The organism is Arthrobacter sp. RIT-PI-e (genome assembly GCF_001187915.1).
Classification (GTDB): Bacteria; Actinomycetota; Actinomycetes; order Actinomycetales; family Micrococcaceae; genus Arthrobacter_D.
This window is the reverse complement of the sequence record NZ_LGIU01000038.1, coordinates 1-13,934: the sequence shown is the minus strand read 5'-3', so window position 1 is coordinate 13,934 and position 13,934 is coordinate 1. Positions and strand designations below refer to the sequence as shown.

Sequence of the window (13,934 nt, the reverse complement as noted above, 5' to 3'; positions counted from 1 at the left end):
CCACCGAGGGTCTTCTTCCTTAATGCCGGACCCCCGCCCCATCCGCCGGTGCTCGGCACCGGTGAGCAACCGTTACACTCGGTTGTTGTGCATGGTCCCCGCGGACCGACAGACCTTCAGGAGGACGCTTGCTTAGCGCTATTGGCCGGGCTTTCCGGACGCCAGACCTGCGGCGCAAGCTGTTGTTCACGCTGGGAATCATCACCATCTTCCGCCTCGGAGCCTTCATCCCCGCTCCCGGTGTCGACTACGGGAACGTCCAGACCTGCCTGGACCTCGGCAACACCGAGGGCGGTCTCTACCAGTTCGTCAACCTCTTCAGCGGTGGCGCACTGCTGCAGGTGTCGATCTTCGCCCTCGGGATCATGCCGTACATCACGGCGAGCATCATCACACAGCTCCTCCGGGTGGTCATCCCCCGTTTCCAGGAGCTGCACCAGGAAGGCGCCCAGGGGCAGTCCAAGCTGACCCAGTACACGCGCTACCTCACGATCGCCCTGGGTCTGCTCAACGCGACCACCCTCGTGTCGCTGGCACGCACCGGTGCGCTGCTCGGCAACTGCCCGGTCCCGCTCATCCCGGACGATTCCTTCATCAACATCCTCCTGCTGATCATCACCCTCACCGCGGGTACCGGCCTGATCATGTGGATGGGCGAGCTCATCACCGAGAAGGGTGTGGGCAACGGGATGTCACTGCTCATCTTCACGGCGATCGCGGCCGGCTTCCCCAGCTCGCTCGGGGAGATCTTCCGCACCCAGGGCGCGGGGGTCTTCGCCGCGGTGCTCCTGATGGGCGTGGTGGTCGTGTCCCTGGTGATCTTCGTGGAGCAGTCGCAGCGCCGCATCCCGGTGCAGTACGCCAAGCGGATGATCGGGCGGCGCACCCTCGGCGGCAGCAGCACCTACATCCCCATCAAGGTCAACATGGCCGGTGTGATCCCGGTGATCTTCGCTTCCTCGATGCTGTACCTCCCGAGCCTCGTGGCGCAGTTCAACACCCCGCAGGACGGCACCGCACCGACGGGATGGGTCAACTGGATCACCACGTACCTCACGAGCGGCGACCACCCGCTGTACATGGCCATGTACTTCCTCCTGATCGTCTTCTTCACCTACTTCTACGTGGCCATCACGTTCAACCCGGACGAGGTGTCCGAGAACATGAAGAAGTACGGCGGATTCATCCCGGGCATCCGCGCCGGGCGGCCCACCGCCGAGTACCTGCAGTACGTGCTCTCCCGCATCACGCTGCCGGGCGCCATCTACCTGGGCCTCGTGGCGCTGATCCCACTCATCGCGCTGGTGGCCATCGGTGCGAACCAGAACTTCCCGTTCGGCGGTACCTCCATCCTGATCATGGTGGGTGTGGGACTCGAGACGGTGAAGCAGATCGACGCGCAGCTCCAGCAGCGTCACTACGAAGGGTTGTTGCGTTGATGCGCATGTTGATCATCGGTCCCCCAGGATCGGGCAAGGGTACCCAGGCGGCGCGGATCTCCGACCGACTGGGCCTGGTGGCGATCTCCACCGGCGACATCTTCCGCGACAACGTCAGACGCGAGACACCGCTGGGTGTCGAGGCCAAGAAGTACATGGACGCCGGGGACTTCGTGCCCGACAGTGTGACCAACAGCATGGTGCGCGACCGCCTCGCCGCCGACGACGTCCGCGAGGGGTTCCTGCTCGACGGGTACCCGCGGACCGCGGCGCAGGTGACGGAGCTCGACGACATCCTCCGCGAGAACGCCCTCACCCTCGACGTGGTGCTGCAGCTGACCGCCGACGACGACGAACTCGTCCAGCGACTGCTCAACCGTGCCGTGCAGGACGGCCGCTCCGACGACAACGAGAAGGTGATCCGGCACCGCCTGGGTCTCTACCACGACCAGACCGAGGCAGTGGTGTCGCAGTACGACGAGCGCCGCATCGTCACGAAGGTGGACGGCATCGGGCCGATCGACGAGGTCACCGAGCGGGTCATGGCAGCCCTGAAGGTCACGAGCTAGGTCGCGACGATGTTCCGTCAGCCGAAGGTCGAGTACAAGACGACCGCCCAGATGCTCATGATGCACGAAGCGGGCCTGGTCCTCGCGCAGGCGCTCGACACCACCGTGGCCTCGGTGCGGGCGGGGGTCACCACGGCCGAGCTCAACGAGGTGTTCGAGGGCGTACTCCGCGAGAAGGGCGCGACGTCGAACTTCCTCGGCTACCACGGCTTCCCGGCGAGCATCTGCACCTCCGTGAACCACGAGGTGGTGCACGGCATCCCCGGCGGGTACGTGTTGCAGGACGGCGACATCATCTCGGTCGACGGCGGCGCCGTGATCGACGGGTGGCACTCCGACTCGGCGCGCACCGTGCTCGTGGGCGCGGCGCGTCCCGAGGACGTGCGGCTCTCCGAGGTCACCGAGGAGGCCATGTGGCGCGGTATCGCAGCACTGGCCTCCGCGCGGTTCGTGGGGGACGTGGGGTCCGCGATCGACGACTACGTCTCCTCCGTGGACGGCGCGCCGCTCGGCATCCTCGAGGACTACGTGGGCCACGGCATCGGCACCGAGATGCACCAGGCGCCGGACGTCCTGAACTACCGGTCCGCGCACCGCGGGCCGAAGGTGCGCCCCGGTCTGTGCCTCGCGATCGAGCCGATGCTGGTCCAGGGCGGGCTGGAGACCACGGTGCTCGACGACGACTGGACCGTCGTCACCACCGATGGGAGGCGCGCATCCCAGTGGGAGCACAGCGTCGCCGTGCACGACGGCGGGATCTGGGTGCTCACCGCCGCCGACGGAGGAGCCTCACGCCTGGTACCCCTCGGCGTCACGCCGGTACCCCTGGCCGGATAGCACCTCCCCGGGCGCACCGACGACGACGGACGGTGCCGGACGGTATGCCGTCGGCATCCCACCGATTTAACTATCGCCGCGCGTTGGCGTAGAGTGTCCTGTTGGTCGTCCCTGCTTCCGGTGCCCATCAGGGTCCGTGCGACGGTCCGGTGCCGGCCTCGCGGCTCGCCGACGGACCACGACGACCAGAATCCAGAACCCGCCTGCCGCACACGTGGTGGGCATCGACGTTAGCGGAGGATATGGCCAAGAAAGACGGTGTCATTGAGATTGAAGGCACTGTGAACGAGGCACTGCCCAACGCGATGTTCCGCGTTGAGTTGGCCAACGGACACATTGTCCTCGCCCACATCTCGGGAAAGATGCGTCAGCACTACATCCGGATCCTTCCCGAGGACCGGGTCGTAGTGGAACTCAGCCCGTACGACCTCACCCGGGGCCGTATTGTCTACCGCTACAAATAAGAATCGACGCAAAGGAAAACCATGAAGGTCCAGCCGAGCGTGAAGCGTATCTGCGAGAAGTGCCAGGTGGTCCGCCGCCAGGGCAACGTCCTCGTCATCTGCGAGAACCCGCGCCACAAGCAGCGTCAGGGCTAGAACCTCCTCCACGAGGCTCCACCCGCGCACGTAGAAGTACATTCGACAGCAGAACACCGCTCCGTGAGGAGCGGACACCCCCGGCTCGGAGGCCGGGGACCGGGACCGACGGTCCCGGGGACGTCCTGCTGCAGACCTCCGGGAACCACTGAAGGAGCACCGCCACCATGGCACGTCTCGCTGGCGTAGACATCCCCCGCGAAAAGCGGGTAGTCATCGCACTCACCTACATCTACGGCGTGGGCAAGACCCGCGCGGAGAAGACGATCGTCGACACGGGCATCTCCCCGAACACGCGCGTCAAGGACCTCACCGACGCGGAGCTGGTCCAGCTCCGCGACTACATCGAGGGCAACTTCAAGGTCGAGGGTGACCTCCGCCGTGAGGTCGCCGCCGACATCCGCCGCAAGGTGGAGATCGGCAGCTACGAAGGCATCCGGCACCGCCGCGGCCTTCCCGTGCGCGGACAGCGTACGAAGACGAACGCGCGTACCCGCAAGGGCCCCAAGCGTACGGTCGCAGGCAAGAAGAAGGTCGGACGCTAATCCCTGATGGCCCCCCTGACCGGTCTCGCTAGCGCTCGCCCGGCCAGGGAACCCCGCCATCAGGGGCCCATCCGCTCAGTGACGGTCACGATCACCGAGGGACGCCCGATCAGCCGAATCATGCACCACCCGATACCTTCGTAGGAGAAGTAATGCCCCCCAAGACCCGTGGAGCGGTACGCAAGCCGCGTCGCAAGGACAAGAAGAACATCGCGCTCGGTCAGGCGCACATCAAGAGCACCTTCAACAACACCATCGTCTCCATCACGGACCCCAGCGGAGCTGTCATCTCCTGGGCCTCCGCGGGCGAGGTCGGTTTCAAGGGCTCACGCAAGTCCACCCCGTTCGCCGCGCAGATGGCCGCCGAGGCCGCCGCGAAGCGTGCACAGGAGCACGGCGTCCGCAAGGTCGACGTCTTCGTCAAGGGCCCGGGATCAGGCCGCGAGACCGCCATCCGTTCGCTGCAGGCCACCGGCCTGGAGGTCGGCTCCATCCAGGACGTCACCCCGAGCGCGCACAACGGCTGCCGCCCGCCCAAGCGCCGCCGCGTCTGATCGGTCCACCCGTGCTCACCGCGCCGCCCTGCAGGAACCCCGTGTTCAGGCAGGGCGGTTCGGTGGCGTCCGGAGGAGCCTTCGGAACCGGCTCACCAGCAGTCCCGCCCATGCGGAAGCGTCATATAGCGGATGCTCCCTGAAAGGAAATGTAAGTGCTCATTGCACAGCGCCCCACCCTGACCGAAGAAGTCGTCGCCGATAACCGCTCGCGGTTCGTCATCGAGCCCCTCGAGCCCGGTTTCGGCTACACCCTCGGCAACTCGCTGCGCCGCACGCTGCTGTCCTCGATCCCCGGAGCGGCTGTCACCAGCATCCGGATCGACGGCGTGCTGCACGAATTCACCACCGTCCCGGGGGTGAAGGAGGACGTCACCGAGATCATCCTCAACATCAAGAATCTCGCCGTCTCCTCGGAGCACGACGAGCCCGTGGTGGCGTACCTGCGCAAGCAGGGTCCCGGCGTCGTCACGGCCGCGGACATCGCACCCCCCGCAGGTGTGGAGTTCCACAACCCGGACCTGCACATCGCGACGCTCAACTCGAACGGCAAGTTCGAGCTCGAGCTGACCATCGAGCGCGGGCGTGGCTACGTCTCCGCCTCGCAGAACAAGGCCGGCGACTCCGAGATCGGCCGCATCCCGGTCGACTCGATCTACTCGCCGGTCCTGAAGGTCACCTTCCGCGTGGAGGCGACCCGTGTGGAGCAGCGCACCGACTTCGACAAGCTGATCGTCGACGTCGAGACGAAGGACGCCATCGCCCCGCGCGACGCCGTCGCCTCCGCCGGCACCACCCTGGTCGAGCTGTTCGGTCTCGCACGCGAGCTGAACACCGCGGCCGAGGGCATCGAGATCGGCCCGTCGCCCACGGACGCGGCCCTCGCCGCGGACATGGCACTGCCGATCGAGGACCTCGAACTGACGGTCCGCTCGTACAACTGCCTCAAGCGTGAGGGCATCCACTCCGTGGGTGAGCTCGTAGGACGCTCCGAGGCCGATCTCATGGACATCCGCAACTTCGGTGCGAAGTCCATCGACGAGGTCAAGGCGAAGCTCGTGGAGCTCGGTCTGTCCCTGAAGGACTCCCCTCCAGGGTTCGACCTCGCCGCCCGTGCAGCAGCCATCGAAGAGGACGACGCCGCCTACAGCGACGAAGAGCTCTAAAACGACACCCGCCCGCCCGCCGCACCCGTGCGGCGGGCGGGCTCCTAATGAGGAGAAATCACCATGCCCACACCCACCAAGGGCCCACGTCTCGGAGGCGGTCCGGCGCACGAGCGCCTGATGCTCGCCAACCTGGCCGCCTCACTGTTCGAGCACAAGCGCATCACCACCACGGTGACGAAGGCCAAGCGCCTCCGCCCCTACGCCGAGCGTCTCATCACGTTCGCGAAGAAGGGTGACCTGGCGTCCCGCCGTCGCGTCCTCGCCGTCATCAGCAGCAAGGGGATCGTCCACGAGCTGTTCACGGACATCGCGCCCGCCGTCGCCAACCGCGAGGGTGGTTACACCCGCATCACGAAGATCGGCAATCGCAAGGGCGACAACGCCCCCATGGCCGTCATCGAGCTGGTGCTGGAGCCCATGTCCGCGAAGCAGTCGGCCGTCGCCGAGGCCGAGCAGGCCAAGGCGCCCGCCTCCGCTCCCGTCGCCGACGAGACCGCGGTGTCCGCTGATGACGCCGGTACCGTGGAATCTGCCGACGCACCCGTCACCGACGAGGTGGCCGCCGAGGACACCACCGTCGACGCCGAGGCCGGGGTCGCGGACGAGGTCGTCGTCGTCGAAGGTACCGTCGAGGACGAGAAGAAGAAGTTCTTCGTCCCTGACGCATCCCATGCCCGCCCAGAAGCCCGCCGTTCCCGAGAGGAGCGGCGGGCTTCTGCGCGTCCGCCTGGACATCGCGTACGACGGCGCGCCCTTCTCGGGATGGGCCCTGCAACCCGGGCGGACCACCGTGCAGGGGGTGCTCGAGGACGCGCTGCGCACCCTCCTCCAGCGTCCGGTCCGGCTCACCGTCGGCGGACGCACCGACGCCGGTGTCCACGCGCGCGGGCAGGTGGCCCACGTGGACCTCGACCCCGCGGAGTGGGCGGCCATGGGCAGGGGGCGGGACGTCGACCCGGGTGACGCCTTCCTCCGCCGCCTGACGGGGACCGTCAACCGGGAGCTGACCGACGGCATCACCGGACGTGGCCGCTCCGTGCGGAACTCGGTACCCGCCGTCGTCGTCCGCTCGGCGCGACCCGCGCCGGAGGGCTTCGACGCCCGTTTCTCGGCCCTCTGGCGGCGGTACAGCTACGCCATCGCCGACACCCGGACCGGGCAGGACCCGCTGCGGCGCGGCACCACGCTCTGGTACCCGGCCCCGCTGGACACGGAGCTGCTCGACGAGGGCGCGGCCCACCTGCGCGGCATGCAGGACTTCGCTGCGTTCTGCAAACCGCGTCCGGGCGCCACGACGATCCGCGAACTGCAGCGCTTCGAGTTCGCCCGCGGGCCGGACGGCGTGATCACCGCCACGGTGCAGGCCGATGCGTTCTGCCACAACATGGTGCGGGCACTGGTGGGTTCCACCCTGCGCGTCGGTTCGGGCGAGATGCGGCCCGGGTGGCTGGGGGAGCGGCTGGCCGCGAGGACCAAGGACGCCCGCTCGATCCTCGCCGCGCCGCACCCGCTGGTCCTCGAGGAGATCGCCTACCCGGCGGACCAGGACCTGGGTGCCAGGGCCGAGCTCACACGGGCGCGCCGCACCGAGGCGCACCTGTCGGACGCGGAAGGGCCGACGGACGGCTGAGCCCGGTACGTACGCTCCCGCGGGAGCGCCGGACCGGCGGCAGGCGGGTCAGACCGATTCCTGCACCGGATCGGGGGACACCCGGCCCACCTCCCCGTTCACCGGCAGGATCACGGTGAACCGGCTGCCCTCGCCCGGTGCGCTGACGCAGTGGATGGAACCACCGTGGCTCTCCACGATGGACTTGGTGATCGCGAGCCCAAGACCGGCGCCGTCGATGTCGGCCTTCCTCGCCGAGGGCGTGCGGTAGAAACGGGAGAACACCAGCCGGGCCTCCTGCTCGGTCATCCCGATCCCGCGATCCTCCACGTGCAGGTTGATGGCCGACGGCGTCTCCTCGGCCAGGATGCTCACCACGCCCCCGCCGGGGGAGTACTTGATGGCGTTGGACAGCAGGTTGTCGAGCACCTGGGAGATGCGGAGGGGATCGAGCAGGGTCCAGAGCGGGGCCACCGCGGAGGACCTCAGCGTGACGTCGTTCTTCTCGGCCCTGAGCCGGTTGGACCGTACGCTCATCTCGATCAGGGCCGCGAGGTCCACGGGGCGGGGATGGACGCGCACCCGGTCGCCGGCGGTGGAGAGCAGGTCCGCCACCAGGTGCAGCACCCGCTCCGCGTTGCGCCCTGCCACGTCCACGTAGCCGGTGAGGTGGTTGGGGAGGGTGTGCTCGTCCTCCAGCACCAGCTCCAGGTACCCCAGCACCGAGGTCAGCGGGGCATGGAACTCGTGCGAGATGTTCGAGATGAAGGTGTCCTTCGCGTTGACCGCCTCCACGAGCTCGGTCACGTCGCTGCACACGATGAGCGCACCGGTGATGCCACCGTCCGCGTTCTTGATGGGGCGTGCCGCGGTGGAGAGGGCGCGCTGGGCCTCACCGTCACCCACCCACACCAGCTCGTCCGCGAACGTCTCGCCGGTCAGGGCACGGTAGACGGGGCGCCGTTCCACGGGGAGCTCGGTGGTGCGGTCCGCGCCGAAGAGCAGCACGCGGGTGGCACCCTCGTGGCCGGAACCGTAGGACAGCCGGTTGAACAGCTCCTGCTGGCGATTGGTGAGCGTGGTGTTGCCGTGCGCGTCCACCGCGGTGAACCCGACGTCCACGGTGTCGAGGATGGCCGTGAGGAGCCGTTCGCGCTCGATCGCCGCCCGGAGCAGGTCGCCGAGTTCGTCGTCCTTGCGTTCGAGCTCGCACTCGCGCACCAGCGCGCCCATGGTCGTGACGCGCACGACGGTGCCGACGCAGAGCATCACGACCGGCAGCAGGGCCACGCCGGCGGGTCCCGGCGCACCACCGCCCGCGAGTCCCGGCAGCGCGGTGACCAGGAGGGTACCCGCACCCGTGAGGGTGAGGGCCGCCCAGAGCGGGAGGGAGGAGCGCATGAGCCAGACCACGGGGAGGACGGCGAGGACACCGAGGCCGGGGAGGCTTTCCGCGGCGCCGGCATGCACCAGCGCTATCGCGGCGAAGTCCAGGGTGGGCAGCACGAGGATGCCGCCGCGTGGCAGCTCGCTCCACGGGACCACGGCGCCGAGGGCCAGCAGCACCAGGGTCAGGGAGAACCCGAGCTCGAACATGCGATCGGACAGCAGTGCGGGCCCGAGGGCCGGCGACGTGACGCCGACCACGACGACGATCAGGGTGAGCGGGAACTGGCAGAGCACCACCGATCGGTCGACCGTGAACCTCGATGCCGCCCCGAGCAACCACGGTGCGCTGTCACCCCTGGGCACGCACTATCCAAAGACCGGTGGAACACCACATGTTGAGCAACTTCCCGACGCTGAGACCTACGTACTGCCTACCATTATGTAGCCCGGCGTCGTGTTTGGTCCGCTGGACGGCATCGATTCGGTCCCCGGGCAGGCACAATGGGGTCGGGACGAAGTTTCCAGCTCGGTGCTGGTCGAAGAGGGAGGGGGACTCGATGAGTGACCCTGGGGTGGCGGTGGTCGTCGAGGACGACGCCGATGTGAGGAATCTGGTCATGGCCGTGCTGCGTCAGTCCGGCTTCGAGGTGCACGTGGCGCCGAACGGGAAGGCCGGGGTGGAGCTGGTGCGCACCCACGACGCCACGGTGGTCACCGTGGACGTCGGTCTGCCGGACATCGACGGGTACGAGGTGCTGCGACGCATCCGCGCCTTCAGCACCTGCTACGTGGTGATGCTCACCTCGCGCGGGGACGAGCTGGACACGCTCACGGCACTGCAGTCGGGCGCCGACGACTACCTCACCAAACCCTTCCGCCCGCGCGAGCTGCGGGCGCGGATCTCGGCGATGCTGCGCCGTCCGCGCGTCGAGCCCGCTGCGGAGGCCCGACCGCACGGAGCGACGGCGTCGTCCGCACCGGCTTCCGCGCCGCTCGCGGTTCCGAGCGCATCACCGGTGGTGGAGCACAACGGGCTGGCCCTCAACCCCTCCGCCCGCACCGTGGACCTCAACGGGCAGGACCTCCCGCTGACCCGCAGCGAGTTCGACCTCCTGAACGAGATGCTCAGGAGCAACGGCGCGGTGCGCACCAAGGCGGACCTCGTGCGCGTGGTCCGCGGCGACTACTACGGCGAGGACACCTACATCAGCGACTCGGACGAACGGGCGATCGAGGTGCACATCGGCAACCTGCGTCGCAAGCTGGACGAGGACCCGAAGAATCCCCGGTGGCTGCAGACGGTGCGGGGCGTGGGCTACCGGCTCACGCCGCCGCGGTCCTGAGGAAGGCGGATCACGGCGTCGGCCAGGTAGCCGGACCGCAGGTCCTCGACGGTCTCGAGACCGCAGCGCTCGACGAGCGGGAGGAGACGGCGCAGCGTCTCGAGATCCGCCGCGCCGACGGCCGCCAGCACGTCCGTGGCCAACCCCGCGAGCCGGGCGGCCCCGACCATGGTGGAGGCGTTGCGCAGACTGAGCGCGGCGTCGAGGGCCGCGGGTAGATCCCGGCCGCCGACGGAGTCGCGCAGACGGAGCTGACGCTCCGGGAAACCCGCGACGTAGTCGCCCGCGAAGGCCTTCGCGGGCAGGGGGTCGTTCAGCTGGCTCTCCAGCTCGGAGAGGACGGCGAGATCCACCAGGGGCAGGACCTGCAGGGCGGTATCGAGGAACACGCAGTCAGGCTACGTCCGGACGCGTCCGCGGATACCCGAAACGGCAGATGCTGTACATGCACTGCGCAGAAGTTGCGCCCGCCCTGCCCGGGAGTCCGTCCCGCGATCGGGGCCGCGCGGGTCCCCGGTCTCCGTCCCCACGAACACCGCCGTCACCGGTTTTGACCTGCGGCGTGGCGGCAGGCTAATCTGGGTAGTCGTTGTGCGTATCCCACCTCGATACGTCTGTGCCCTCCGGAGCGGTTCAGTTGCAGGACCACCTGGCCCGGGGGCGGAGCCGAGATTCCCGGGATAACCGGTTGCATGTCAGCCCTCACCTGAAGTTCCGGTAACGCATGAATAAGCTGAGCCCGCGAGGACGGACGCTGTCCGGAATCGCTGGCGACACCGAAATAGAAACGAAGGCCATAACCGTGCGTACGTACACCCCGAAGCCAGGCGACATCTCCCGCCAGTGGCACGTCATCGACGCCACTGACGTAGTCCTAGGCCGTCTTGCCAGCCAGACCGCAACGCTGCTGCGCGGAAAGCACAAGCCGACCTTTGCCCCCCACATGGACATGGGCGATTTCGTGATCATCATCAATGCAGAGAAGGTCGCCCTCACCGGCTCCAAGGCCGAGAAGAAGCGCGCCTACCGCCACTCGGGTTACCCGGGCGGCCTCAAGTCCGTCAGCTACGTCGAGCTCCTGGACAAGAACCCGGAGCGGGCAGTGGAGAAGGCCGTCCGCGGCATGCTCCCCAAGAACTCCCTCGCCGCCCAGCAGATCGGCAAGCTCAAGGTGTACCGCGGAGCGGAGCACCCCCACGCGGCACAGCAACCCCAGACGTTCGAAATCACCCAGGTCGCCCAGTAGTCCTGGCCACCGACACTAAGAAATCACTTCAAGGAGAACCGTGGCTCAGAACACCGAAGAGCTGAACGAACCGACTGAGGAGCTCACGAGCTACACCTCGGAATCCACCGACGCCGGCGAGGCCCCCGCGAAGGAGCGCCCCGCGCTGACCGTCGGCGGCGGAGCAGTCGGCCGCCGCAAGGAAGCAGTCGCCCGCGTGCGCCTCGTCCCCGGCACGGGCAAGTGGATCGTCAACGGGCGCGAGCTCGCCGACTACTTCCCCAACAAGCTGCACCAGCAGGAGGTCAACGACCCCTTCAAGCTCCTCGAGCTCGACGGCGCCTACGACGTCATCGCCCGCATCCACGGTGGTGGACCCTCCGGCCAGGCCGGTGCCCTGCGCCTCGGTGTGGCACGCACGCTGAACGAGATCGACCGCGAGAACAACCGCCCCGCCCTCAAGAAGGCAGGCTTCCTGACCCGTGACGCCCGCGTCATCGAGCGCAAGAAGGCCGGTCTCAAGAAGGCACGCAAGGCGCCTCAGTACTCCAAGCGGTAAATACCGCTTACCCCGAGGGAGATCGCCGGAGCGATCTCCCTCGGGTCCCCTCAGCGGTATTTGCCGCTTGGCTCCACGCTCCTCGAGCATGTGGCTGGGTCCGGTTCTTCCGTTGTCCGGGACACGCTCGATCGCCCGTCCGGGGTTCCGGGCGGGCATCGTGCTTTAACCTGTTGGGGGAACCCAAGCCATTCGGTCTCATGTTCTTCACGAAGGATCATCAACCATGAGCAAACTATTCGGCACGGACGGCGTGCGTGGCCTGGCCAACGGCCTGATCACCGCGGAACTCTCCCTGCAGCTGTCCCAGGCGGCCGCCGTCGTCCTCGGTCACCGTGCCGTGGACGGCGCACGCCGCCCCACCGCGGTGATCGCACGCGACCCACGCATCAGCGGTGAGTTCATCGCGGCAGCGGTGGAGGCAGGCCTCGCAAGCTCCGGAGTGGACGTGTTCGACGCCGGTGTGCTCCCCACCCCGGCCGCCGCCTTCCTCGTGGCGGACCTCGACGCCGACTTCGGGGTGATGATCTCGGCCTCCCACAACCCGGCACCGGACAACGGCATCAAGTTCCTCGCCCGTGGCGGCAAGAAGCTCAGCGACGCGCTCGAGGACGCCATCGAGGAGGAGATGGCACGCCCGCGGCTGCGCCCGGTGGCCGGCGACGTCGGCCGGATCCAGAGGTTCGCCGACGCCGAGGACCGCTACGTGGTGCACCTCCTGCAGACCCTCCCGCACCGCCTCGAGGGCCTGAAGGTGGTACTCGACTGCGCGCACGGAGCCGCGAGCGGGTGCTCGCCCGAGGTCTTCCGCAACGCGGGCGCCGAGATCGTGGTGATCGGGGCGGACCCGGACGGTGTGAACATCAACGACGGCTACGGGTCCACCCACCTCGAGAAGCTGCAGGCCGCCGTCCTCGAGCACGGAGCCGATCTCGGTGTGGCGCACGACGGCGACGCCGACCGCTGCCTCGCCGTGGACCACGAGGGCACCGTGGTGGACGGCGACCAGATCATGGCCGTCATGGCGCTGGCCATGCGGGACGCCGGCACCCTGAAGGACGACACGCTGGTGGCCACGGTGATGAGCAACCTGGGCCTCAAGCTGGCCCTGCGCGAGGCGGGGATCACGCTCAAGGAGACCGGGGTGGGTGACCGCTACGTCCTCGAGGGGATGGCGGAGGGCGGCTTCAGCCTCGGTGGCGAGCAGTCCGGCCACGTGATCTTCGCCGAGCACGCGACCACCGGGGACGGCGTGCTCACGGGACTCCAGCTCGCGGCACGCATCGCCCAGACCGGCAGGACCCTCAAGGACCTGGTGACCGTGATGACCAAGCTGCCTCAGGTGCTCGTCAACGTCAGGGGCGTGGACCGCGGTGCCGTGAACTCGGACGAGGGCGTCCAGGAGGCCGTCCGGGCCGCGAGCGCCCTCCTCGGCGAGACCGGCCGGGGGCTCCTGCGCCCCTCCGGCACCGAACCGGTGGTCCGCGTCATGGTGGAGGCGGCCGACACGGAGACGGCGCAGCGCGTGGCCGGTGACCTGGCCGCGACGGTGCAGGAGAGACTGGCCCTCGCACCCGTGGGCTGATCCGGCCCACCACCGGGTGCTCGGTCACGACCCGTCGCGGACGCACGCGGCCGTTCTCGCGCGGCACGGCCGGTCGCAGGGGGCCGGGGCGCCAGCACCGGAGCGGAGCCGGTGCACGGCGTCGTCGTAGCGGCCCAGGGCCAGCTCCGCGATCACCGGGTGCGGCAGCAGGGGGGCGCTGATGGTTCGCGCCCCCGCCTTCGCCAGCTGGTCGTGGAAATACCCAGGGGCCAGCAGGTAGGAGGCGATCGCCACGGGTGGGGTGTCGGCGCCCTTCCGGGACGCGGCGACGGCCTCGCGGACGGACGGTGCGGCCTTCGCGCCGAAGCCGGTGCTCACCGGGCCGGTCCGCACGCCGGCGAGGACCGCGTGGACCTCGGCGACGTCCTCGGCCGCACAGGGGTCCGAGGAGCCCGCGGCGGCCAGGACCACCGCGTCCGCCCCGTCCACGGACGCCTCGTCCAACCGGTCCTGCCGCCCGGGGGCGCGGCGGGGGGCGGGCGCCCACGCGG

Annotated in this window: 15 protein-coding genes and 2 pseudogenes; 14 read left to right on the top strand and 3 right to left on the bottom strand. The window is 68.7% G+C overall.

Translation table 11 applies throughout. From position 1 onward, the window contains the following. Positions 1 to 128 precede the first annotated feature (128 nt). From secY to AC792_RS03265, 10 genes and pseudogenes are all read left to right on the top strand, one after another. On the top strand, positions 129 to 1,439 hold the full coding sequence (secY, locus tag AC792_RS03310) for a preprotein translocase subunit SecY (RefSeq protein WP_049829164.1): 1,311 nt from the start codon (positions 129 to 131) through the stop codon (positions 1,437 to 1,439). Positions 1,440 to 1,444: 5 nt separating this feature from the next. Continuing rightward, the gene (locus tag AC792_RS03305; RefSeq protein ID WP_049829220.1) at positions 1,445 to 2,008 is read left to right on the top strand and encodes an adenylate kinase; all 564 of its coding nucleotides are present in this window, start codon (positions 1,445 to 1,447) and stop codon (positions 2,006 to 2,008) included. A 9-nt stretch (positions 2,009 to 2,017) separates the two neighbouring features. Then, positions 2,018 to 2,845, top strand: a complete 828-nt coding sequence (gene map, locus AC792_RS03300; protein ID WP_049829163.1) for a type I methionyl aminopeptidase — start codon at positions 2,018 to 2,020, stop codon at positions 2,843 to 2,845. A 242-nt stretch (positions 2,846 to 3,087) separates the two neighbouring features. Next, complete coding sequence (gene infA, locus AC792_RS03295) at positions 3,088 to 3,309, top strand: translation initiation factor IF-1 (protein WP_019481515.1); 222 nt, start codon at positions 3,088 to 3,090, stop codon at positions 3,307 to 3,309. 21 nt (positions 3,310 to 3,330) lie between these two features. Continuing rightward, positions 3,331 to 3,444, top strand: a complete 114-nt coding sequence (gene rpmJ, locus AC792_RS03290) for a 50S ribosomal protein L36 (RefSeq protein ID WP_049829162.1) — start codon at positions 3,331 to 3,333, stop codon at positions 3,442 to 3,444. Between the two features lie 167 nt (positions 3,445 to 3,611). Then, positions 3,612 to 3,989 carry a 30S ribosomal protein S13 gene (gene rpsM / locus AC792_RS03285; RefSeq protein WP_049829161.1) on the top strand — a complete coding sequence of 126 codons (378 nt, stop codon included), beginning with the start codon at positions 3,612 to 3,614 and terminating at the stop codon, positions 3,987 to 3,989. A 152-nt stretch (positions 3,990 to 4,141) separates the two neighbouring features. Beyond that, positions 4,142 to 4,543, top strand: a complete 402-nt coding sequence (gene rpsK / locus AC792_RS03280; RefSeq protein WP_049829160.1) for a 30S ribosomal protein S11 — start codon at positions 4,142 to 4,144, stop codon at positions 4,541 to 4,543. A gap of 155 nt (positions 4,544 to 4,698) precedes the next feature. Then, positions 4,699 to 5,709, top strand: a complete 1,011-nt coding sequence (locus AC792_RS03275; RefSeq protein WP_049829159.1) for a DNA-directed RNA polymerase subunit alpha — start codon at positions 4,699 to 4,701, stop codon at positions 5,707 to 5,709. 63 nt (positions 5,710 to 5,772) lie between these two features. After that, positions 5,773 to 6,318: pseudogene (gene rplQ, locus AC792_RS16090) on the top strand (50S ribosomal protein L17); the annotation flags it as partial. A 64-nt stretch (positions 6,319 to 6,382) separates the two neighbouring features. Further along, complete coding sequence (locus AC792_RS03265; RefSeq protein WP_049829157.1) at positions 6,383 to 7,342, top strand: tRNA pseudouridine synthase A; 960 nt, start codon at positions 6,383 to 6,385, stop codon at positions 7,340 to 7,342. A gap of 48 nt (positions 7,343 to 7,390) precedes the next feature. On the opposite strand, the gene AC792_RS03260 is transcribed toward AC792_RS03265, so the two are convergent. Further along, positions 7,391 to 9,073: a sensor histidine kinase gene (locus tag AC792_RS03260; RefSeq protein ID WP_152915997.1), complete on the bottom strand. Its 1,683-nt coding sequence runs from the start codon at positions 9,071 to 9,073 to the stop codon at positions 7,391 to 7,393. 194 nt (positions 9,074 to 9,267) lie between these two features. On the opposite strand from AC792_RS03260, the gene AC792_RS03255 reads away from it, so the two are divergent. Then, positions 9,268 to 10,053 carry a response regulator transcription factor gene (locus AC792_RS03255; protein WP_049829155.1) on the top strand — a complete coding sequence of 262 codons (786 nt, stop codon included), beginning with the start codon at positions 9,268 to 9,270 and terminating at the stop codon, positions 10,051 to 10,053. Here AC792_RS03255 and AC792_RS03250 read toward each other — a convergent pair. After that, on the bottom strand, positions 10,026 to 10,442 hold the full coding sequence (locus tag AC792_RS03250; RefSeq protein ID WP_049829154.1) for a hypothetical protein: 417 nt from the start codon (positions 10,440 to 10,442) through the stop codon (positions 10,026 to 10,028). The genes AC792_RS03255 and AC792_RS03250 overlap by 28 nt on opposite strands. A 413-nt stretch (positions 10,443 to 10,855) precedes the next feature. Here AC792_RS03250 and rplM point away from each other — a divergent pair, with 413 nt between their 5' ends. From rplM to glmM, 3 genes are all read left to right on the top strand, one after another. After that, complete coding sequence (rplM, locus tag AC792_RS03245) at positions 10,856 to 11,299, top strand: 50S ribosomal protein L13 (protein WP_049829153.1); 444 nt, start codon at positions 10,856 to 10,858, stop codon at positions 11,297 to 11,299. Between the two features lie 40 nt (positions 11,300 to 11,339). Continuing rightward, positions 11,340 to 11,837 carry a 30S ribosomal protein S9 gene (rpsI, locus tag AC792_RS03240; protein WP_049829152.1) on the top strand — a complete coding sequence of 166 codons (498 nt, stop codon included), beginning with the start codon at positions 11,340 to 11,342 and terminating at the stop codon, positions 11,835 to 11,837. Between the two features lie 226 nt (positions 11,838 to 12,063). Beyond that, the gene (glmM, locus tag AC792_RS03235; protein ID WP_049829151.1) at positions 12,064 to 13,422 is read left to right on the top strand and encodes a phosphoglucosamine mutase; all 1,359 of its coding nucleotides are present in this window, start codon (positions 12,064 to 12,066) and stop codon (positions 13,420 to 13,422) included. 24 nt (positions 13,423 to 13,446) lie between these two features. Here glmM and AC792_RS16780 read toward each other — a convergent pair. Next, a pseudogene (locus AC792_RS16780) lies at positions 13,447 to 13,934 on the bottom strand (sirohydrochlorin chelatase); the annotation flags it as partial.